The following is a 20,233-nucleotide window of genomic DNA, read 5'->3' as shown; positions in this document are numbered from 1 at the left end:
CATTATAAATTTATAGATTAGTATAATAGGAAAACACAATATAAAAGGAAAAATTATTTGAAAAATCAATGTATTTAGAGCAAAATCAGGATTATTGCTTTTAGCACTTAAAACCAAATAAAAAAATAAAATATATAAAGCTGTTATAAATCTAGGATAGAGCTTTAATCCTATAAAAAATGTAAGGGCAAAAAGCATAGGATAGGTAAGGAATGGCACATAAATTATAGGAATTAAAATACTAATAATCCCACCAGCTAAATCGTGTAAATTATCTAAAAAATACGCTAGATATATTAAAAACTCATTCATATCCTACCTTTAAAAATAAAGTTTAGTATAGTAAATATATATTCATTAACTTTAAAAATAATTATTAAAATTATGTTACTTTTCATAATAAATAATATTAAAAAATATTTTTTGATTTAATTTCAAATTCATAATTCAAATTCTTTTAAAAGATAGATAGCAAAAGTTTAATTAATATAATCACTAAAATCTCTTTTGCTAAAATCAAACATTTATTATCCTTTCACTTAAAATCTTTTCAATTTTCTTTTGTTGTTTTGCTATGTATTTTTCACCTAGTGGTTGTGCTTCTTCTCTAAATTCCATTTCAAATCCGCCTTTACTCATTGCAGAATACTTTTGTCTAAACTCTGTATATAAAAAATAAACCGATAAATCATCAATAAAAGGCAATGAAACCAGCTTGGTTTTAGTTTGATATATTGTGTAAGTTTTTAAGTTTTTACCATTTAATAAAAACAATATTAAATAACTTGATAAAATATCTAATATACAAAGTGCAAAAAACACAGGAAAGAATATTATTTTACCTAGTGGGTAATCTAGCTTATAGCTCAAACTTTTTCCTTCCATTTCTTTAGTATTAAAAGAATCTTTATCAAATATATATGAATAAGCTAAAGCAGGTCGTTTAGATTGCAATCTAAAAACTATATCACTTTTATTTATTGTTGTAGTTACTTTCTTATAACTTTTTGCTATACCAAAAACACCTGCTTCATCTATTGTATATGTTTCAAAATATATCTTTTCATTATCTACGCTAATATAAAAATCATTATTTTTAACAAATCTAAGCCTTTTTATTTGTCTAAGGTTTAAAAAGAATATAATAAAAAATATACTATGAAGTATTGCTTCATCCATCCTTTTTATCCACCACAAATCCGACATTCTTGGTGTTGGTCTATTATATAGCATGATTAAGTTATCTATACTTTTATAAAGTGTATAAAACGCAATAAAAGTCAAAAAAATTTCAATAATAAATCTAATAAGCTCTAAGCTATATAAATAATCGTTTTTTATTTTATAATCTTTTAAATTGTCTATATTCAAATTTATCCTTTATTTTTAATAAGATTAATTATATGAAATAAAAATAAAAATTCATAAAATTATTAATATATGTTACTTTTTATAATAAATAATATTAAAAAATATTTTTTATTTAATTTCAAATTCATAATTCAAATTCTTTTAAAATATAAACAATAAAAATTTATAAAATTTATAATAAAGTTAGTTAGTGGTATAAAATATTTTAGAATTTAAATTAGGATTTTAATATATTAATTTAGTCCTTAAATTTTGTAAATTCCTAAAATTATGAATAAAACTACACATTCATTAGTTGCTTATGATTTTATATAAAATAAAAAGGAAAAACTTTATTAATTTAAGTTTTTCCAAATTAATCAATCATCAGTTAAAGCAACTGCAGGGATTAGTTTACTAGCTTGTTTAGCAGGAAAATATCCAAAAAATAAACCAACTAAAGTGCTACTTAAAAACCCTAACATAATAGCATCAAAATCAACTATCATTTTAATAGGGGCGTCAAGTAAATTAATGCCATAAACAAGCATTAAAGCAATCATTACACCAATACTAGCAGCTACGCTACAAAGCACAACCGATTCAATCAAAAACCCCGTGCTAATATAAGATGGACTTGCTCCGATTGCAAGTTTTACCCCTATTTCTTTCGTTCGCTCTTTTACAACGACAAGCATAATATTCATAACGCCAATTCCACCAACAATCATAGCAATAAATGCAATGCCAAAAATCATTAAACTAAGTGTATTTGTAGTGCTTTCTATACTTTTTTTAATAGCGTCTTGATTAAAGGTCAAAATTGAATTAGCACCCTTTTTAATCTCTAAAATCTGCTTAATGCTATTATCAGCTAATTCACTATTTACATCATCTTTAAGCAATACAACAATATGCCTAATATGTTTATTACCATCAAATTTATTGCTAATTGTGCTATTTGGAACATAAACTCTAATATCAAAACCATCTCGCTCATTTTTATCTTTTTTAAGAACTCCAATTACTCTTAATGGCTGACCTTTTAGATATATTATTTTATTTAATGGACTTTCTATTTTAAATAAAGTTTTAGCTAAATTCTCACTAATTACACATACATTCTTAGCGTCTTGTTCTTCTTGCTCGGTAAAAAATCTACCTTCTTTCATCTCCTTAGCACTAATTTGTAAAAAATTCGCAAAAACTCCTGTAGCATCAGTATCTACTTCGTTTTTTAAATAAGTAATATAAGCACCACTTAAACCACTCTCAACCCCAACTTCTTTTACAAAATCAAGCCTTTTAATAAGCTCTAAATCTTGGTATGTTAAATCCTTAATCCTACCTGCATTTCTATCTCCAAATCTTGAGCCTTTATGAACTATAATTGTATTTGTCCCAAGTGATTTTATCTCTTCTAAAATATCAGCTTTCCCACCATTTCCTAAAGCTATCGTTGAAATTACTGAAGCAGTAGCAATTATAAGCCCTAGCATAGTAAGAAATGACCTTAATTTATTTGTGATTAGATTATTTAATGCAAGTTTTACATTTTGAGAAAAAAAGCTAAAACTAGCTATAAATCTATCTTTAAATTTAGCTTTATTTAAATTATCTTCATTTAAATTGCTTGTTTTAAATTCTTTGACATTTTCATCGCTAATGATAACTCCATCTTTCATTTTAATAATTCTAGTTGCGTATTTACATAAACTCTCATCGTGAGTTACTAAAATAACCCCAACTCCGTTTTCATTTAGCTCCTTTAGAATTTGCATAAGCTTTATTCCATTTGCACTATCAAGCGCTCCTGTTGGCTCATCTGCTAATATAAAATTTGCATCATTTATAAGTGCTCTTGCCACACTTACACGCTGTTGCTGACCACCACTTAAATGCGCTGCTTTTTTATGAGTATGTTCGCTAAGTTCTAATTTTTCTAATAATTTTTTAGCTTTTTGAATACTAGTTTGTTTGTTTTTCTTAGCATATAAAGCTCCCATTATTACATTTTCTAATACACTTTGTAAGGGCATTAAATTGTATCTTTGAAATATAAAACCTAAATTATCTCTTCTAAAGGCTGATTTTTCTTCACTATTTAAAGAATACAAATTCTTATCATAAAATATATATTCTCCACTACTTGGCTCATCAATTAAGCCTATCATATTAAGCAATGTGCTTTTTCCTGAACCACTTTTGCCTAATAATATTACAAACTCGCCTTTTTTTATCTCAATATTTATATCTTTTAATACTTGAGTTGAGCCATAAAATTTATTTAGATTGCTTATCTTTATCATTAGTTATTACCACTTCATCATCATCATTTAAGCCACTTGTAATTTCTATATTAAAATTATCGCTCTTACCTAAGGTTATATATGCTTTTTTATAGCCTATCTCGCTATTATCTTTAATATTTACAAAATAACCTTGATTGTCTTTATTAATATAATTAATAGGTAAAGTTAAAGCATTTACTACCTTATCAATTTCTATGGTATTTTGAACATCTATTCCTATTTTTAATTCAGGGTTATTATTTACAAAATATCTAGCATAATAATAAACAGCCCCACTTGAAGTAGCATTATCAATAACACTAACATCAGCACTATCAATACTATTTATACTAGCTTCTTTAGTGCTAGATCCATCACTTAATGGAGTATATGTGATTTTTTGCCCTACTTTTAATAAGCTAACATCATTTTGTGCTATTTGCATTCTTACTTCCATCTCATCTAAATTAGCTAATTTAATTAGTGTTGGTGAGCTTTGCTTTGAGTTAATTGTCTGACCTAAACTAGCATAAACACCTATTACACTACCATCAATAGGGGCTTTTACTATTGTTTCATCTAAGCTTTCTTGCATAGTAGAAATATTTGCATTTGTTTGAATTATTTGAGCTTTTATTGAGCTAAGTTTTGCTTTTGCGTTGTAATAATTAGTTTTTGCGTTTAAATAATTTTCTTTAGAGCTAGCACCCTTACTTAATAACTTTTCTTGAGTTTGAAGTTTTACATATAATTCGTTTAAATATACTCTAGCTGCTTCTTCTTCATCATTTAAACTAATTAATTTACTTTTTTCTATAGCCAAATCATTCTTAGCTTTTTCATCATCTAAAATAGCAATAATATCGCCTTTTTTAAGCTTATCTCCTAGCTTTACACGAAATTCTTTAATTTCTCCATTTGCTAAAGTTGCAACATTTACCAAAGAAGGAGAATAAGCCTTGCCTACTGCTTCAACATTAATTGATAAATCCATTCTTTTTGGTTTAATAATTCTAAAATTATTATTAGTTTCATCATTACTAAAATATGCAAAACTAAATATGCCTATAATTATTACTATCAAAATAGCTAGTATTTTTTTCATTTTATCCCTTCTTTAATTTATTTTTGCTAAAATCTCAATTTTTAAAATATTTATCAAAAAAGGTTAATAAATGGCAGAAAACGAAGAAGTTGTAGCACCAAAATCAAAAGGTTCTAGTTTGGTTTTAATTTTAGTAACCGTTTTATTACTTGTTGTATTAATCATAGGCGGTTTAGTTATATTTTTATTAATGGGAAGTGGCGATGAAGAAAAGGCTGATGAAAGTGTAAAAACCGAGCAAGTTGAAAAAAAACCTGCTAAGAAAAAGAACGAAATGTCAGCTGATGTTGGTGTTATTTATCCATTAGATGGCTTTACCGTGAATTTAGTAAGCGATAGTGGGACTAAATATTTAAAATGCAAAATTGAATTAGAGCAAAATATAGAAACACTAACACCAGAACTTGATAAAAAAATACCTATTATTAAAGATAAAATAATAGAAACTCTAAGTTCAAAAAGTGTAGAAGAAATAAGCACAGGAAAAGGCAAAGAAAGATTAAAAGAAGAAATTATCAATAAAATTAATGAAGTATTAAATGATGGCTTTATCAAAAATATTTATTTTACTGATTTTGTGATTACTTGATGATTGGTTGTGATATTGTTGAGATTGCTAGAGTTGAGAAAATTCTAGCTAAATCTCAAATTAAATTCTTAAAAAAAATCCTTACCGAAAACGAATTAAAAACTCTAAGTTCTAATTCAAATTCTATTGCAGGTTATTACGCAGCAAAAGAAGCAGCTAGTAAAGCTTTAGGCTGTGGAATTAGTAAAGATTGCTCTTTTATGGATATAGAAATTATAAAAAATAATCAAAATAGACCTAGTATTTTATTTAGTGAAAAAATTTTTAATAAATTTGGAGTAAAATCAGCTCATCTTAGTATTAGCCACGATGCAGGGATTGCAATGGCTGTTGTTATGCTGGAGAAATAAATTGAAAAATTATCTTGAATTATTAAAATATAGTAAGACTTTTAAAATTCTTATCCTAGTTCAATTCATAACTTATTTTGGGGCTTGGTTTTCACAAATTGGTGTTTATACTATGCTAATTGAGTTTGATTTTAGCGAGTTTAGTTGGAATATTTTAGGCTCTGAAATAAATCACGAAAGTATGAAAAAATGGGCTATATCTTTTTCTGCTGTATTTGCATTTTTGCCTACTATTTTAATGGCACCAATTAGTGGAATTATAATTGATAGTTTTAAGTCTAAAAAACTTTTATTATTATCAATTATCATTGAATTATTTTCAGTATTTTTACTAATTTTTATAAAAGACGCTAGTTATATTTTTATACTATTTTTACTAATTTTTATAAGACTTGCGGTTGCAAGTTTATATTTTCAAACTGAAATGAGTTTATTGCCACATATTTTTGATAAAGACAGATTAAAGCTAGCAAATGAGTTATTTTCAGTAGTTTGGGCTATTTCATACACTACAGGAATGGCAGTTGCTGGTATGTTTATACATTATTTTGGGGTTTATAATGCCTTTTTGCTTGATTGCTTTTTATTTTTAATTGGAATTACATTATTATTTTTTATAAAAATAGAAGTAAAAAATGAAAAATTTTATTTCAAAAATATCACAAAAATGGCTAAAGAAGGTTTGTTTTATTTACTAGGAAATAAAAAAATATTACATTTAATATTATTACACGCCTTTATAGGATTTACAGCTTATGATGCTTTGATTAATTTTTTAGCTGGATATGATTATTTAAATAAAGTATATTTTCTAAAAGAAATTCTAAGCACAGGTTTAATAATTGGACTTAGTAATGCAATTAGAGCTTTATCTTTAGTAGTTGGACCTTTAATTTTAAGTAAAGTCGTAAATCACAAAAGATTATTTTATTTTTTTATTTTACAAGGCTTAGGGATTATTACTTGGGCTTTACTTCAATTTAATTTCTGGGTATCTTTTATAGGTTTAATATTTGCTGGATTTTTTACTAGCACGATATGGTCTTATACTTATACAGCAATTCAAAACAATTGCGATAAAGAATATTATGGCAGAGTGATTGCTTATGTTGATATGATTTATATGAGCTTTTCATTAGCAATTACTTTACTAACTGGTTGGTTATTTGATAATAAAGTTGGCACTTTTTATATTACAATATTAATTGGAAGTTGCTTTATAATAGGTGCTTTTTATTGGTTATTTTATATAAGGAATTATGGATGCGAAAAGTAATTTTAATAGGTGCTAGCACAGGTGGTCCTAGTCAGATTAAGTATTTAATTCAAGATTTAAAACTTGTAAATACAACAATAGTTATTGCTCAACATATGCAAGCAAATTTTTTACCAAGTTACGCACATCAACTTGATAAAGAATGTTTAAGCGATGTTGCGTTATTAGAAAATCCTTGCTTTTTAGATGATAAAAAAATATATATTTGTCAATACAATACGGAGTTATTTTCAAATCTAAGGGCTAATTTTAATAATGGAGTTTTTCCATTTTGTCCTAATGTAGATTTATTGTTTAATAGTGCTTCAAAACTTACAAAAGATTATGAAATACTAGCAATATTATTAACAGGGATTGGAGATGATGGTGCTAAAGGCTTATTTGAACTATACAAAAAAGGCGCTAAGTGTATAGGCGAGAGTGAAAAATCTTGCATAGTTTATGGAATGCCAAAAAGAGCTTATGAATTAAATAATAATCTTTTACAACTTGACATTGAAGATATAAAAAAAGAAATTGTAAATTTCATTCAAAGGTAGGTTTTATGTTTAGTTTTTTATCAAATAAAAAAGATGTAGAAAATCAACAAAAAGAAGAGTTTAAATTCCACGATGATAATTATGAGTTTGATATGCTTTTATTAAAAATTAGACAAGTTTGTGGAATTGATTTAGAAGTTAAAAAAACAACGATAAGACCAAAATTAATCAAATTTTGCACTAATAATAATTTAAGCTCTTTTTCTCAATTAACTAATAAAATGGATTTAAACCTTCCTATTAGACAAGAATTATTTGACTTAATAACGGTTTGTGAAACTTATTTTTATAGAGAACTAAAACAACTTAATGAATTAATTTATATCCTAAGAGCAGAACCTAGCAAAAGAAGAATTTTATGCGCTCCAAGCTCAAGTGGAGAAGAAGTATATTCAATACTAATGCTAGCAAATGAAGCAGGGATTACTAATCTTTCAATCTTAGGAATAGATATAAATGCTGAAATTATTCAAAAAGCAAGAGCTAGAAGATATTCAAAACGCTCATTATATAATCTAAATGATAATCTAATCAAAAAATACTTTGACCAAGACAATGATGAATATGTGATAAAAAGCCAATATTTTTCTAATGCTAAGTTTGAAGTTGTGAATGTATTTGATAAGAAATTTTTAGAATTAGGTAAATTTGATGTGATACTTTCAAGAAATATGATGATTTATTTTAATGAAGAATACAAATATCGCTTGGTTGATAATTTTGTCAAAAATCTCAATGATGGCGGAATGTTTTTCGCTGGACATGCTGATTTAGTTCCAAGTCATAATGAATTAAAAAAAGTATATGCAAATACTTGTACTTACTATGTAAAAGAATAATTAGAAATTAAATTCCTAATTATTCACGCCATAAAGTTAATTTCTCTCCTTTAAAGCCACTGCATTTATATAATTTAGTAGTTTCATCTTTACCTTTTAGCTTTAATTCATCAACTAATTCTAATTCATATATACTAGCGTCTTTTAAGGCTGCTAAAGTGTTATGAGAGATTAAGATATTTGCCTTATAGTTTTTACAAGAGCTTTCTACCCTACTTGCGGTATTTACTCCATCTCCTATACAAGTATAATCACTTCTTGAAAGGCTTCCCATCTCCCCTACAATACATTCACCTGTGTTAATTCCTATACCTATATTTATATAAGGAAGTCCTTTTTTGCCCCAATCTTCGTTTAAAAGCTTTAAGGTTTTTATTTGCTCAATTGCAGCTTGTAAAGCACAATCAGCGTGATTTTCTAAATCATTTGGAGCATTAAAATACGCCATAACAGCATCGCCTATATATTTATCAACCGTTCCATTGTATTTAAAAATAATATCACTCATAGGGGTCATATATTTATTTAAAAAATTAACCAAATCAGAAGCATCCATATTCTCACTAATCGTAGTAAAATCTCTAATATCACTAAAAAATACTGATATTTCTCTTTTGCTTGTGCTAAATACATTGCTATCTGTATTAATTAATTGCTCTGCTACTCTTTTTGAAACCTTTTTTTCTAGCTTAGCTTTTATAAATTCTTTTTGTCTGCTTTCTAAAAAGAAGTTAATTAATATCCCAATTACTCCCATAATAGCTAAAACCAAAATAAGTTCAAATGTATGAAGTAAATACTTCTTGCTAATTATAAAATAATAATGCCCTAAAATAATAGTTGCTAAAAGTATTAAATGCCATAAAACTTGCAAAATTATGCTTTTAAAATACATAAAAGAAACACTAAGAGCAATTATTAATAATAAAGAAATTAAAAGTATTTCAGATGAATATTTTGGGGTTGTTAGGTATTCATCATTTAATAAATTATCTATCGCATTTGCGTGGATTTCAACACCTGGTAAGTTTTCATCTAATGGATTGCTTCTAATATCATTAAGCCCTACAACACTAGTTCCAATTAAAACTATTTTATCTTTAAAGAACTCTTTACTAATAGTCCCATCTAAAACATCAATAGCACTAATATAATCATAATGCGGAGATTTTCCTTTAAAATATAAACCAAGCAATGCATGAGCATTTACTACAAAGCTATCCTTATCTCCTAATACTAAATGTATATCTTTAAAATTATCTCCAATTGCTTTAATATCATCAATTCCTAGATATTTTGCATACATTGCAAGACTAAGACTTGGTAAGAGTTGTTTAAACTCACCATCATCATAATAAATCATCATAAAGGCATTTCTAATTACATTATCTAAATGTGAATATGAATTAACAAATCCATTTGCATAAGCATTATCGCTTAATTCTTCTATACTTGCTGTAATATTTTTGCCATGTTCAAGCAATGAATAATCAATATTATCTTCAGCTATGCTTTGATTACTTAATGGGGCTAATTTTTTTTCCGTATCGTTTATATAAGAGCCTAAGTTTATAGCATAGGCTAAAATACTATTTGTCTTTGAAAGTGCCATAGCAAAAGCTTTATCAGTATCTTGAGTGCGTTGGCAAAAATGATATTTTGGAATGTTTAAAGAATTAAACTCCATATCATTCATCTTTTTAGTAATTTCTCCACGCTTATCACTTTCTGCAAAATAAATATCAAATCCTACCACACTAGCAGAATTTAATTTATACACCAAACAAGCAAGAATATCTCTATCCCAAGGCCATTGCCCAAGACTAGCTAAGCTTTTTTCATCAATATCAACTATAGCAATTCTACTATCACCTTTAATATTATGATTAAAATAAGCATTAATTCTAAAAAACATATCGTGAGTTAAATTATCTAGCCTTGTGATAATACCGACTTCTTTTATAGTTATAAAAAATGAAAAAACAATCATTAAAATTGATAAAACTATAAAAGAATAAAATTTCTTAAACTTACTTAAATGTCTAATCAATTTTTAGCCTTTAATTTAATATAAATTTGAAGAATATCAATTGCAGCTGGAGTAATTCCACTAATTCTACTTGCATCAAACAAATTATCAGGCTTATTTTTTTCAAGTTTTTCTACGACTTCATTACTAAGCCCACTAATTCCACGATAAGTAAAATCATTTGGAATTTTAATCTTAATCAAATTCGCTTGATTTTGAATACTTTCATCTTGCAATTTTACATAATGATAATATTTTGCATCAAGTAAAATTTCATCTAAAACAAAATCATTTAAATTAGCCAAACTTGGTGCTAAAGAAAGCATTTTTTCCTTTGTTATCGTGCTACGAGCTATAATTTTTTGAAGAGTTGTTGGTTGAGAAATCGGCTCTTCATTAATACTTGCTAATAATTCATTAAAAGAATTTGAAGGAACAACCCTGCTTTCACATAAAAACTCTAAACCTTTTTTAATATCATTTATTTGATTTTCATAGTATTTAAAGCTATTTTCATCTCTTAAACCACACTCATAAGCGTATTTATTAAGCCTTGTTATTGCATTGCTTTCACGAAGTAATAATCTAAACTCAGCCCTACTTGTAAACATTCTATAAGGCTCTTTTGTGCCTTTTGTAACTAAATCATCAATTAAAACACCAATATATCCTTCATCACGGCGTAACACAAGTCCATCTTTATTATCAATTGCCAAACTTGCATTTATAGCTGCCATAAGCCCTTGAGCTGCTGCTTCTTCATAACCAGTTGTCCCATTTACTTGACCTGCTAGATAGAAGTTTTTAATAATTTTACTTTCTAAAGTATGAAACAAATCAAGTGGGTCAAAATAATCATATTCTATTGCATAGCCGTGTCTTGTGATTTTAGCATTTTCAAAGCCTTTAACCGAGCGTATCATTGAATGTTGAACTTCAAATGGTAAAGAAGTTGAAAAACCATTTATATAATATTCTGTAGCTTCTTTTGTCTGTGGCTCAATAAATAAATGATGACTTTCTTTATCCGCAAAACGATTGATTTTATCTTCTATACTAGGACAATATCTAGGGCCAACTCCTTTAATTTGTCCTGTAAACATAGGAGCTTTATCAAAATTTGAACGGATAATATCATGAGTTGTTGTATTTGTATGCGCTATATAGCAAGGAAGTTGCGGCAATGTATGAGAAGTAAATTCTAAGCTAAATCCTTTAGTATTTAAATCGCTTTCTTGAGTTTCTAATACGCTAAAATCAATACTACTTGCTGCAATTCTAGGACAAGTTCCAGTTTTAAGTCTTCCACGATTAAGCCCTAAAGCAGCTAAATTATCGCCTAACTCACTAGCACTAAGCTCTCCTACACGACCACTTTTTATCTTGCTTAAACCTACATGAATTAAACCATTTAAAAATGTCCCACTGCATAAAATTATTTTCTTAGCTTCATAAGTTTTATTAAGCTCGGTTTTTACTCCATAAGCTTCATTATCTTTTACTAAAAGCTCTGTAACCATTTCTTGAGAAATGTCTAAATTAGGCATATTTAATAATATATTTTTAGCATTTTTATTGTATTCATCCATATCTATTTGAGCTCTAGTCCCACGAACAGCTGCACCTTTGCTCTCATTTAAAGTCTTGTAATTAATCGCACTTAAATCAGTAATCTTTGGCATAATTCCGCCAAGTGCGGCTATTTCTTTTACTAAATGCCCTTTTGCAAGTCCGCCTATTGCAGGATTGCAAGAAGTTGCTCCAATTCTATCGTTTAAAATCGTAAGAAGTAGTGTTTTTTTACCCATTTTAGCACTTGCGTGTGCTGCTTCAACACCAGCATGACCAGCACCAATTACTATAATATCATACATCATTAATCCTTTTTTTTATAATACACTAAGCTTATTGTAAAGGATAAAAATGTTTAATGGTTTAATAAGAGAATGTGGCTTTATAAAAAACTATTCAAATAATGAATTAAGATTAATTTCAAAACTAAAACCAAACATAGGAGATAGCGTAGCAACTAATGGAGCTTGTCTTAGTGTGATAAAAACTCATAATGATGGCTTTAGTCTAAATCTTAGTAGTGAAACTCAAAAAATAATCAAACCTTTTAAAGTAGGTGAAAAAGTGCATACTGAATTAGCAATGCAAGTAGGAGATAGAATTGATGGGCATATTTTAAGTGGGCATATTGATGGGCTTGGTAAAATCATTAAGATAAATAAGCTTGCTAGTGGGATAGATTTTTATATAAGTCTTGATGAAAAATTAATGCCTTTTGTGTGTAATAAAGGTAGCATTGCAATTGATGGAGTAAGCCTTACTATCAATGAAGTTTTAAACAATTCTATAAGACTTACAATAATTGATATTACTTTAAAAGATACTTTATTTAATTCATATAAAATCAATGATTTAGTAAATGTAGAAACTGATATTTTGGCAAGATATGTTCATAGAATGCTAAATTATAAAAATAACTCACTTACTTGGGATGATATTGATAGAATTAGTGCTATTTATTAGGAGTTTTTATGAATGAAGAAATTATGTTAAGAGCTTTAGTGCAAAAAGCACAAGAGATGGATGATGAGTATTTGGTAAATGAAAAATTAGTAAAAATGCTTATTAAAAAACAAGTATCATTTGATAATTACGATAAAATAAACGAGTTTTTAAACTTTATAAAAGACGCTAAAACAAACGCTCAAAAAAGCAAATAAAAAATAATTAAGATATTTAATAATAAATGAATTATTAAATATCTAATTTAAATTCCACACAAAAGCTCTTAGGCTCGTTGCAATAATATATGTTTGCATTGTGAGCGTTGCAGATTTGTTTGCATAATGCTAAGCCTAAGCCATTGCCTTTTAGCTTAGTTGTATTGAATGCTTCAAAAAGATTAGTAAGATTTGCTATCTTTTCGCCACTATCAAAAACACTAATTTTATATATATTATTTATAATTTCTCCTTTGACTTTGATAGTGCCATTTTCTTCACAAGCATCAATTGCGTTATAAATTAAATTGCTTAAAACTAAGCTTATTAAAGACTTATCAACACTAATTGTAAATGGAGCAAAAGTGCATTCACTTAGAATTATTTCATCACTATTATTATAGGTATTAAAGACATTTTGGCATTCGTTTTCAAATTCTTGCAAATTGAACTCATATTTATTTAGCTTAAACCCACGAGTAAAAAGCAAAGTGCTCTCAATTATTCTCTCAACCCTTTTAATCGCATCTTGCATTTGCATTACAATATGTTTATTTTTAAGCTCAACTTTACTAAAAAGCACCCCTGCTAAAAGTGAAACCGAGCCTATTGGATTTCTAATCTCGTGAGCTAAATTAGCCGCTACTTGACCCATAGAAACAAGCCTTTCATCTCGCTTTTCTTTAGTAATATTTGTAGCCATTATTAGGTGCTTATCAGCGTATTTTATAGATTTGATTTGATAAAAATTATTTAAAAATTCTAATTCATAATGCTCTTTATTAAGGTCAATTTGCCTAAATAATTCATCACTTGCTAATTTGTTTTTCACTACTAGATTTTGATTTTCATCCAAAACCCAAATAGCACTTGGTAAAATCTCAATGATTTCATTTATCATTAGCATTAAACTATCATAAGAAGTCTTTAAAGCCTTGTATTCATTCTCTACTACATAAGTTTGCTCAATTAACGCCTTTAGCCCATCAGCAAAACTCTGCTTATCTGATAAATCTAAGCTATCTAAAATATTTTTATTCATAAATATCCTTTAAATTTTTAAGATTATATTAAAAATATTCATTAGCACGATAAAATTCCATATATTTTTTTAAAAAAAAATTAAATGGACACTTTTCAGCATATCTTTATGATACAATCAAAGCAAATTTTATGAAAGGAAAACAATGTTAGAAATCAAAAATCAATTTTTGTCATTTTTAGATGAACTAAAATTAGTAGTTGAAGATAAAGAAATCTTCTCAAAAATTAATGAATTAAAATCAAGAATTAATTCAACCGAGCTAATAATCCCAGTAGTAGGTGCTTTTAGTGCGGGTAAGAGCACATTGATTAATAATTTTTTAGATAATTCTGTATCTATGGGGGGGGGATTTTACCGACTAAGATAGAGCCTACAACAGCACTTGCAACTGAGCTAAGATTTAATGAAGATGAAAAAATCATAGCAATAGATGAAAACAACCAAAAAATCACTTTAAATATAAACGAGTTAAGCTCTCTAGCTACAAGCAATAGTAATTATAAATATATTCAAGTTTTTTTAAACAATAAAAAATTAAAAGATATTGAACCATTGGTTTTAGTTGATATGCCAGGCTTTGCTGCTAGAAATAATTATCACAATAAAGCCATAATTAATTATCTTTATAAAGGTGCTTATTTTATAATCTTAAATCCAGTTAGTGATGGAACAATACAAAAAGATATCAAAAGTGAAATCAACAACATTACAGAGCATAATAGAGATTTTACATTTTGTTTAAGCAAGACAAATCTAGCAACCCCAAGCACCATAGAAAAAGTAAAAGAGCAAATCCTAGAGCTTTTAGAAGAATACGACTATGATAAGGAAATAATATGCCTAGGAGATAGTAGCGGTAATGAATTATTAAAAGCATTAAAAAGCATTGATAGTGAAAAAATATTTAAAAATATATTCTATGAAGAATTAAAAATATTTAATAAAAGCATTAGAAATATAAGCAAAAATAGTCTAATAAATTTACAATTAAATCAAAAAGATTTTGAAGAAAAATTAAAAGATTTTGCAGCAATAACAAATAAAATAAATAGCACAAAACAAACCTTAAGCGAATTAGGATATCAAAAATACGGAGCTAATGAAGTAGGTCGTATAATACAAAACACAAAAACAACAATTCATAATGACTTAAACCATCTAGCAAATAGAGCTATAAATGGTGCTGATATTTCAAATGATTTAAGTAATATGATTGAAGTAGTATTATCCGCTGAAATAAACAAGTCTTTACTAAAAATCAGAGAAAGCATAGTAAAAGAATTTGAAATAGACCTAGGAAATCTAACCTTAAACAATAATATAAAAAGTTTTGATTTAGATAGTATCAAAACCATTGCTCGTGGCATAGATATACAAGTAGAAAATATCCAAATAGGCAAAATCAATGCTGATACAGGCTTTATAAAAGATATAGCTGTCCTTGGTATAAATATTCTTTCAGTATTTAAGCATATTCCTATAATCAATATAGCAACAAATATTTTAAGTGGATTATTAGGTTTTTTAGGTGGAGGCAATAAAGAAGCTGAGCGTGAAGCTAGAGAAGAAGCAAGAAGAGCTAGGGAAGAAGCCGAAGAAAGAGCTAAGAGTAAATTTAAAGAAGAAGTAATGGCTAAAGTAGGAACTGAACTATCTAATATAGTCCCAAATCTTTTTAAAACCCAAGTAGAAGAGCTTAGTAAGGTAATAGCACAAGCTTTTGATGAAAGTATGAAAGAAGAAAAAGAAAGAACACAAAAAGACCTAGAGACACTAAGCAAAACAAAAGAAGTGCTAGATAATCAGATTAATTATTTAAACAAACTAATAAACAAAACACAAGAATTAGAAAACAAATATTTCAAGGAGTAAAAAATGCAGATTTTAGCTAAAACAAAAAATTTAGAAGAATTAGTCTTAAAATACGATGATTTACAAACAAGCACAATAACAAGTCTAAAAGATGAGTTTGCAATAGTAAAAAGTGGGGAATTAGAAAAGTATTTAGAAGAGTTAAAAAATAGCCAAAGATTATTAAAAATAGGAATAGTTGGGCGTGTAAAAGCTGGTAAAAGCTCGTTATTAAATGCTTTAGTCTTTAATGGAACTGATGTATTACCTAAGGCTGCTACACCTATGACAGCAGCACTTACTATGATTGAATACGATGAGAATTTAAGTGCTATCGTTGAACTTTATAAACAAGCCGATATTAATGAGATTGAAAATCAGCATTCTCAATATATAAAAGAGCTAAATAGATTAAAAGATATAAAATTTATGGAGCTAAAAGAGAGAAAAGAGAAAAAACTAGATGCTAAATTAAGTAAAGAAGATATAAAAGATATAGAAGAAAAAGCCGAAAAATCAGCAAAAAGAGAGCTAAACGATAATCTTATCCTAAGCTCAAGCTATGATCAATTTGAAAGAATTAAAGCAAATCCACTAAAACTAAAAGATGAATTTGTAACCATCAAAGCAAACAATATAAACGAATTAAATAAAGAGCTTTTAGAATATGTTGGGGCTAATGGTAGGTTTATGCCCTATACAAAATCAGTTACCTTAAAGCTAAACGAAGAAAGCTTAAAAAATATCCAAATCATTGACACCCCAGGCGTAAATGACCCAATAGTATCTCGTGAAGCAAGGACAAAAGAGCTTTTACATAAATGCGATGTGGTGTTTATAGTATCTCCATCAGGGCAGTTTCTAAACCAAGAAGATACTAATTTAATGGATAGATTAGGCAATAAAGACGGAGTAAATGAGCTATTTGTAATAGCGTCTAAAATGGATGAGCAACTTTATGGCTCATTAAAAACTGAAACCAATGAAGATTTAGACCTAGCCTTAGATAAGCTTAAAACCAGCTTTACAAAACAATTAAAAGACTACTGCGAAAAGCAAGCAAAAGAATGCGAATATGCAAAAGCTTTATGGCAAAATTTAAGCAAAAATGAAGTGATTACTTCATCAGGGATGGCTTATTCTATACTAAATCATCTAGGCTCATTAGATGAGAATGAAGAGCATGTGATGAACCTTTTAAGAATGAATTATCCTAATTATTTTAACGAGAAAAATACTAAAGAAAATCTAAAAAAATTAGCAAATATAGAATTAGTCAAAGAAAAACTAAACTATGTAAAAGAACTAAAAGATGAATTGTTAAACAAAAAATCAAATGAGTTTATAAGTGCTAAAACAAACGATTTTAACGATTTTATAAAAGAATTAGAAAAGCTAATTTCAAATGATTTAAAATCTTTAAAAGATATGGATTTAGGCTCACTCAAAAAACAAGAACAAGAATTAGCCAAAGCAAAAGAAGTAGCATCAAAAGAGCTTAGTAAAAGATACAAAGAGCATATAAACGAAATTGATGAAAAAATCAAAAAACACCTTCAAAACACAGCTAAAGCGTATTTTTCTAAAGAAAACGAAAATGTAGATGATAGCGTAAGTACAGAGACTAAAGAAGAAAGATATACAGAGTGGGAAAGTAGAAGAAGAACAAGAAGTACTAGTAAATGGTGGAATCCGTTTAGCTGGGGTAGTACAGAAACTTATTATGAAGATGTGCCTGTTACAAGATACAGAACCATTACTACTACAAATGTAATGGCAGGGACTATTCATAGTGGCTTAATAGCACTTACAAATAAACTTGAAGAGTTAATCAGTCTAAACGCTAATGAATATCTAAACTCATGGAAGAAAAATCTAAGCAAAATCGTAATGCAAACTTTAAGAGAAAATATGGATAGAGAATTTATAGATGAAATCATCATAGCAAAGGCTATAAATAAAGTTATAAGTTCTATAAAAACCCCTGATATATCATACTCAAGCAAAATGCCAAGCTCACTAAATCGTAGCGGAAGATTAAGCGATAGCGAAGGCAAAAACTATGTAGCAGAAGTAAAAAACTACCTAGATAGCCTAGAAGCGAATGTGATTAGTGATATAAATAATTTCATCACTAATATACTAAAACATTTGCAGAATAAGGATTTAAGTGGCGAAATCTTTTTAAGTTGTCAAAAAGAACTAAACAAACTAGCTTTAGATATAGAAAACAAAGAAGCAGCAATTAAAACAAAAGAAACAATATTAAAAGAAATCAAAAAATTAGGAGAATAAAATGGCAAAGAAAAAATTAAGTTCATATCAAAAATTAAAAAAGAATATGAAAGCTTTAAAGCACGAGTTAAACGACAAAGAATTAGAGTTAAGAGAGCAGATTATTAAAAATCTCAATACAGAAGAAATCAAGCTACAAAATAAGCTTATCTCAAAACTTTTAAACGCCAAGATTAAAAACAAAGGTCTAATGAATTATCACGAACTTTTAAACAATGACTTTTTAGAGTTTGCAAATTATGAAGAATCGCTATCAAACGAAGCAGAAGCTATAATAAAACTTCAAACCATAGAAAAAAAGCTTGAAATCATTTCAAGCTACCCTGATATATTTACTAAAAATATCATTGCAGTTGGCGGTGGCTTTAGTGCAGGTAAAAGTGAGTTCATAAGCTCATTTATAAACGATGATGAAGTAAAACTTCCTATAGGAATAGAGCCAACTACAGCAATTCCTACTTATGTAATAAATAAAGATGAGCCTATGATATTAGCTTGCAATAACCAAAGCGCAAGTATAAATCTAAATGAAATAGATAATAATATGTATAAAAAACTATCACATAAGTTTATAAACTCATTTGGTTTTAATCTTAAACAAATAATGCCTTATATGGTATTAGGTACTAAACTAAAGTTTGATAATATTTGCTTTATAGATACACCAGGCTATAATCCATCAAGCTCAGCAAGTGATTACACTAGCGAAGATTTAAACACAGCTAAAGATTATTTAAAAAATGCAAGTGCTTTAATATGGCTAATAGGACTTGATGCAAATGGGACTATTCCTAAGAGTGATTTAGACTTTTTAGATGAACTTGAATTAGATAATAAAGAGCTTTTCATAGTATTAAACAAAGCTGATTTAAAAACAAAAAGCGATATAGAAAAAATCTTAGCAAATGTAGCTGATGTCTTAGATGAATACGGCTTAGATTATAGTGGGATAAGTGCTTATAGTTCATTGCAAAAAATAGAAATTGCTAATGAAAAACAATCATTACATAATTTTTTAAAACGCCCAAATATCAATTCTACTATAAAAGACAGCCTAATTTCAGAGCTAGAAATCGTAGAAAATATGTATAAAACAGCTATAACTGATAATAAAAATAACAAATCAAAAAACAAAAAAGCTCTAAAAGATATATCGCTTGATTTATTAGAAAACGGCTTTAGCGATGAAAAAGTACTAAAAAAATTAGAAGAAATGCAAGAAACATTTGACTTTAGCAAACAAGATGAAAATCTAAAAAGACTAAAAACAGAATTTACAAAACTAAAAAATGCAATAGCTGAAGTATTTGAAAAATAATTAAAGGAGAAAATATGGGAATATTAGGAAAAACTTTAAAAACTACAATAAAAGTTGCAAAAGCAGCTCCAAAAATAGCGACAAGTAAACCAGTTAAAACAGCTTTTACAATAGGCTCTTTTATAGCTACTAAAAAAGACCCTGTTACTTATGTTGAAAATAGAGTTATTGAAGAAGTGGGAAGCTATACATATAAAAAATCAAAAGGTATTTTTAAAGATAAAGTTTTAAGTAAAACATCAGTAACTAGAGATATTTCAAACTCTAAAAAAGTAGGTCTTGGGGTAAAAGGTATTGAAAAACTAGTAGGTTTAACTTGGGGCTTATGGTTTAAAAAATAATCAAAACTAATAGGAATTTCGCAATTGAAATTCCTAGTTCAAATTCTTTAAAAAATATTTTATATGGACATAATCAGGACTATCAATATGCTAAACTAAAAATAAACATTAAAGGAAGCTAATGAAAATTTTAGTTAAAGACAAAAGCGAATTAATTGATTTTGTATTAAATCAAAATATTGATTTAAGCTATTTAGACACAAGTTTAATCACAGATATGAGCGAATTATTTCTAAACTCTAATAGAAAAGATTTTAGTGGCATAAATACTTGGGATACTTCT

Annotated in this window: 19 protein-coding genes; 12 read left to right on the top strand and 7 right to left on the bottom strand. The window is 27.5% G+C overall.

Annotation, left to right across the window (positions count from 1 at the left end):
- The 4 genes from AVBRAN12642_RS08380 to AVBRAN12642_RS08365 form a co-directional block, all read right to left on the bottom strand.
- On the bottom strand, nucleotides 1–312 hold a 312-nt coding region (locus AVBRAN12642_RS08380; protein ID WP_336608207.1), incomplete at its 3' end, for a hypothetical protein.
- Nucleotides 313–516: 204 nt separating this feature from the next.
- A complete protein-coding gene (locus tag AVBRAN12642_RS08375; RefSeq protein WP_336606929.1) occupies nucleotides 517–1,371 on the bottom strand; it encodes a hypothetical protein in 855 nt (284 codons plus the stop codon).
- Between the two features lie 359 nt (nucleotides 1,372–1,730).
- Entirely contained in the window at nucleotides 1,731–3,659 is a 1,929-nt protein-coding gene (locus tag AVBRAN12642_RS08370) for an ABC transporter permease (protein ID WP_214116744.1), read from the bottom strand.
- Nucleotides 3,634–4,746 carry an efflux RND transporter periplasmic adaptor subunit gene (locus tag AVBRAN12642_RS08365; RefSeq protein ID WP_214116742.1) on the bottom strand — a complete coding sequence of 371 codons (1,113 nt, stop codon included), beginning with the start codon at nucleotides 4,744–4,746 and terminating at the stop codon, nucleotides 3,634–3,636. Before AVBRAN12642_RS08365 ends, AVBRAN12642_RS08370 begins: the two co-directional genes overlap by 26 nt.
- A gap of 70 nt (nucleotides 4,747–4,816) precedes the next feature.
- Between AVBRAN12642_RS08365 and fliL the strand changes: the two genes are divergently transcribed.
- Genes fliL through AVBRAN12642_RS08340 form a run of 5 tightly spaced genes read left to right on the top strand, consistent with a single transcriptional unit; the run spans nucleotide 4,817 to nucleotide 8,339 of the window.
- Nucleotides 4,817–5,335 (top strand): flagellar basal body-associated protein FliL, encoded by a 519-nt coding sequence (gene fliL / locus AVBRAN12642_RS08360; protein WP_214116740.1) that lies wholly within the window; start codon nucleotides 4,817–4,819, stop codon nucleotides 5,333–5,335.
- Nucleotides 5,335–5,685, top strand: coding sequence for a holo-ACP synthase (acpS, locus tag AVBRAN12642_RS08355; RefSeq protein ID WP_214116738.1), 351 nt, complete (start codon nucleotides 5,335–5,337; stop codon nucleotides 5,683–5,685). Before fliL ends, acpS begins: the two co-directional genes overlap by 1 nt.
- A gap of 1 nt (nucleotide 5,686) precedes the next feature.
- Complete coding sequence (locus tag AVBRAN12642_RS08350; protein WP_239802719.1) at nucleotides 5,687–6,961, top strand: MFS transporter; 1,275 nt, start codon at nucleotides 5,687–5,689, stop codon at nucleotides 6,959–6,961.
- Nucleotides 6,949–7,500 carry a CheB methylesterase domain-containing protein gene (locus tag AVBRAN12642_RS08345; protein WP_214120045.1) on the top strand — a complete coding sequence of 184 codons (552 nt, stop codon included), beginning with the start codon at nucleotides 6,949–6,951 and terminating at the stop codon, nucleotides 7,498–7,500. The genes AVBRAN12642_RS08350 and AVBRAN12642_RS08345 overlap by 13 nt, the downstream gene beginning before the upstream one ends.
- A 5-nt stretch (nucleotides 7,501–7,505) precedes the next feature.
- The gene (locus tag AVBRAN12642_RS08340; RefSeq protein WP_336608206.1) at nucleotides 7,506–8,339 is read left to right on the top strand and encodes a CheR family methyltransferase; all 834 of its coding nucleotides are present in this window, start codon (nucleotides 7,506–7,508) and stop codon (nucleotides 8,337–8,339) included.
- A gap of 19 nt (nucleotides 8,340–8,358) precedes the next feature.
- Here the strand turns inward: AVBRAN12642_RS08340 and AVBRAN12642_RS08335 are convergent, their stop codons facing one another.
- Together AVBRAN12642_RS08335 and mnmG are read right to left on the bottom strand one after the other, a co-directional pair.
- On the bottom strand, nucleotides 8,359–10,389 hold the full coding sequence (locus tag AVBRAN12642_RS08335) for a CHASE2 domain-containing protein (RefSeq protein WP_336606928.1): 2,031 nt from the start codon (nucleotides 10,387–10,389) through the stop codon (nucleotides 8,359–8,361).
- Nucleotides 10,386–12,242, bottom strand: coding sequence for a tRNA uridine-5-carboxymethylaminomethyl(34) synthesis enzyme MnmG (gene mnmG, locus AVBRAN12642_RS08330; RefSeq protein ID WP_214116728.1), 1,857 nt, complete (start codon nucleotides 12,240–12,242; stop codon nucleotides 10,386–10,388). The genes AVBRAN12642_RS08335 and mnmG overlap by 4 nt, the downstream gene beginning before the upstream one ends.
- Before the next feature lie 49 nt (nucleotides 12,243–12,291).
- On the opposite strand from mnmG, the gene AVBRAN12642_RS08325 reads away from it, so the two are divergent.
- Nucleotides 12,292–12,903, top strand: coding sequence for a riboflavin synthase (locus AVBRAN12642_RS08325; protein ID WP_214116726.1), 612 nt, complete (start codon nucleotides 12,292–12,294; stop codon nucleotides 12,901–12,903).
- A gap of 8 nt (nucleotides 12,904–12,911) precedes the next feature.
- Nucleotides 12,912–13,100: a hypothetical protein gene (locus AVBRAN12642_RS08320; RefSeq protein ID WP_336606927.1), complete on the top strand. Its 189-nt coding sequence runs from the start codon at nucleotides 12,912–12,914 to the stop codon at nucleotides 13,098–13,100.
- A 34-nt stretch (nucleotides 13,101–13,134) separates the two neighbouring features.
- On the opposite strand, the gene AVBRAN12642_RS08315 is transcribed toward AVBRAN12642_RS08320, so the two are convergent.
- Nucleotides 13,135–14,142 carry a sensor histidine kinase gene (locus AVBRAN12642_RS08315; RefSeq protein ID WP_336606926.1) on the bottom strand — a complete coding sequence of 336 codons (1,008 nt, stop codon included), beginning with the start codon at nucleotides 14,140–14,142 and terminating at the stop codon, nucleotides 13,135–13,137.
- A 145-nt stretch (nucleotides 14,143–14,287) separates the two neighbouring features.
- Between AVBRAN12642_RS08315 and AVBRAN12642_RS08310 the strand changes: the two genes are divergently transcribed.
- From AVBRAN12642_RS08310 to AVBRAN12642_RS08290, 5 genes are read left to right on the top strand one after another with little or no spacing between them, the layout of a single operon-like run.
- Entirely contained in the window at nucleotides 14,288–14,512 is a 225-nt protein-coding gene (locus AVBRAN12642_RS08310; protein WP_267525288.1) for a hypothetical protein, read from the top strand.
- Complete coding sequence (locus AVBRAN12642_RS08305; protein ID WP_336608208.1) at nucleotides 14,479–16,017, top strand: dynamin family protein; 1,539 nt, start codon at nucleotides 14,479–14,481, stop codon at nucleotides 16,015–16,017. Before AVBRAN12642_RS08310 ends, AVBRAN12642_RS08305 begins: the two co-directional genes overlap by 34 nt.
- Before the next feature lie 3 nt (nucleotides 16,018–16,020).
- The gene (locus AVBRAN12642_RS08300) at nucleotides 16,021–18,291 is read left to right on the top strand and encodes a dynamin family protein (protein ID WP_336608205.1); all 2,271 of its coding nucleotides are present in this window, start codon (nucleotides 16,021–16,023) and stop codon (nucleotides 18,289–18,291) included.
- A 1-nt stretch (nucleotide 18,292) separates the two neighbouring features.
- Nucleotides 18,293–19,609, top strand: coding sequence for a dynamin family protein (locus AVBRAN12642_RS08295; RefSeq protein ID WP_336608204.1), 1,317 nt, complete (start codon nucleotides 18,293–18,295; stop codon nucleotides 19,607–19,609).
- 14 nt (nucleotides 19,610–19,623) lie between these two features.
- A complete protein-coding gene (locus tag AVBRAN12642_RS08290; protein WP_336608203.1) occupies nucleotides 19,624–19,950 on the top strand; it encodes a hypothetical protein in 327 nt (108 codons plus the stop codon).
- The last annotated feature ends 283 nt before the right edge of the window (nucleotides 19,951–20,233 follow it).

The organism is Campylobacter sp. RM12642 (genome assembly GCF_020137635.1).
Taxonomy (GTDB): domain Bacteria; phylum Campylobacterota; class Campylobacteria; order Campylobacterales; family Campylobacteraceae; genus Campylobacter_E.
This window is presented reverse-complemented; position numbering and strand designations above follow the sequence as displayed.

Excerpts from the sequence above, each read along its gene's own strand:
- AVBRAN12642_RS08370 (WP_214116744.1), bottom strand. The coding sequence starts at position 3,659 with ATGATAAAGATAAGCAATCTAAATAAATTTTATGGCTCAACTCAAGTA.
- AVBRAN12642_RS08365 (WP_214116742.1), bottom strand. The coding sequence starts at position 4,746 with ATGAAAAAAATACTAGCTATTTTGATAGTAATAATTATAGGCATATTT.
- fliL (WP_214116740.1), top strand. The coding sequence starts at position 4,817 with ATGGCAGAAAACGAAGAAGTTGTAGCACCAAAATCAAAAGGTTCTAGT.
- acpS (WP_214116738.1), top strand. The coding sequence starts at position 5,335 with ATGATTGGTTGTGATATTGTTGAGATTGCTAGAGTTGAGAAAATTCTA.
- AVBRAN12642_RS08345 (WP_214120045.1), top strand. The coding sequence starts at position 6,949 with ATGCGAAAAGTAATTTTAATAGGTGCTAGCACAGGTGGTCCTAGTCAG.
- AVBRAN12642_RS08340 (WP_336608206.1), top strand. The coding sequence starts at position 7,506 with ATGTTTAGTTTTTTATCAAATAAAAAAGATGTAGAAAATCAACAAAAA.
- mnmG (WP_214116728.1), bottom strand. The coding sequence starts at position 12,242 with ATGTATGATATTATAGTAATTGGTGCTGGTCATGCTGGTGTTGAAGCA.
- AVBRAN12642_RS08325 (WP_214116726.1), top strand. The coding sequence starts at position 12,292 with ATGTTTAATGGTTTAATAAGAGAATGTGGCTTTATAAAAAACTATTCA.
- AVBRAN12642_RS08320 (WP_336606927.1), top strand. The coding sequence starts at position 12,912 with ATGAATGAAGAAATTATGTTAAGAGCTTTAGTGCAAAAAGCACAAGAG.
- AVBRAN12642_RS08315 (WP_336606926.1), bottom strand. The coding sequence starts at position 14,142 with ATGAATAAAAATATTTTAGATAGCTTAGATTTATCAGATAAGCAGAGT.
- AVBRAN12642_RS08310 (WP_267525288.1), top strand. The coding sequence starts at position 14,288 with ATGTTAGAAATCAAAAATCAATTTTTGTCATTTTTAGATGAACTAAAA.
- AVBRAN12642_RS08300 (WP_336608205.1), top strand. The coding sequence starts at position 16,021 with ATGCAGATTTTAGCTAAAACAAAAAATTTAGAAGAATTAGTCTTAAAA.
- AVBRAN12642_RS08295 (WP_336608204.1), top strand. The coding sequence starts at position 18,293 with ATGGCAAAGAAAAAATTAAGTTCATATCAAAAATTAAAAAAGAATATG.
- AVBRAN12642_RS08290 (WP_336608203.1), top strand. The coding sequence starts at position 19,624 with ATGGGAATATTAGGAAAAACTTTAAAAACTACAATAAAAGTTGCAAAA.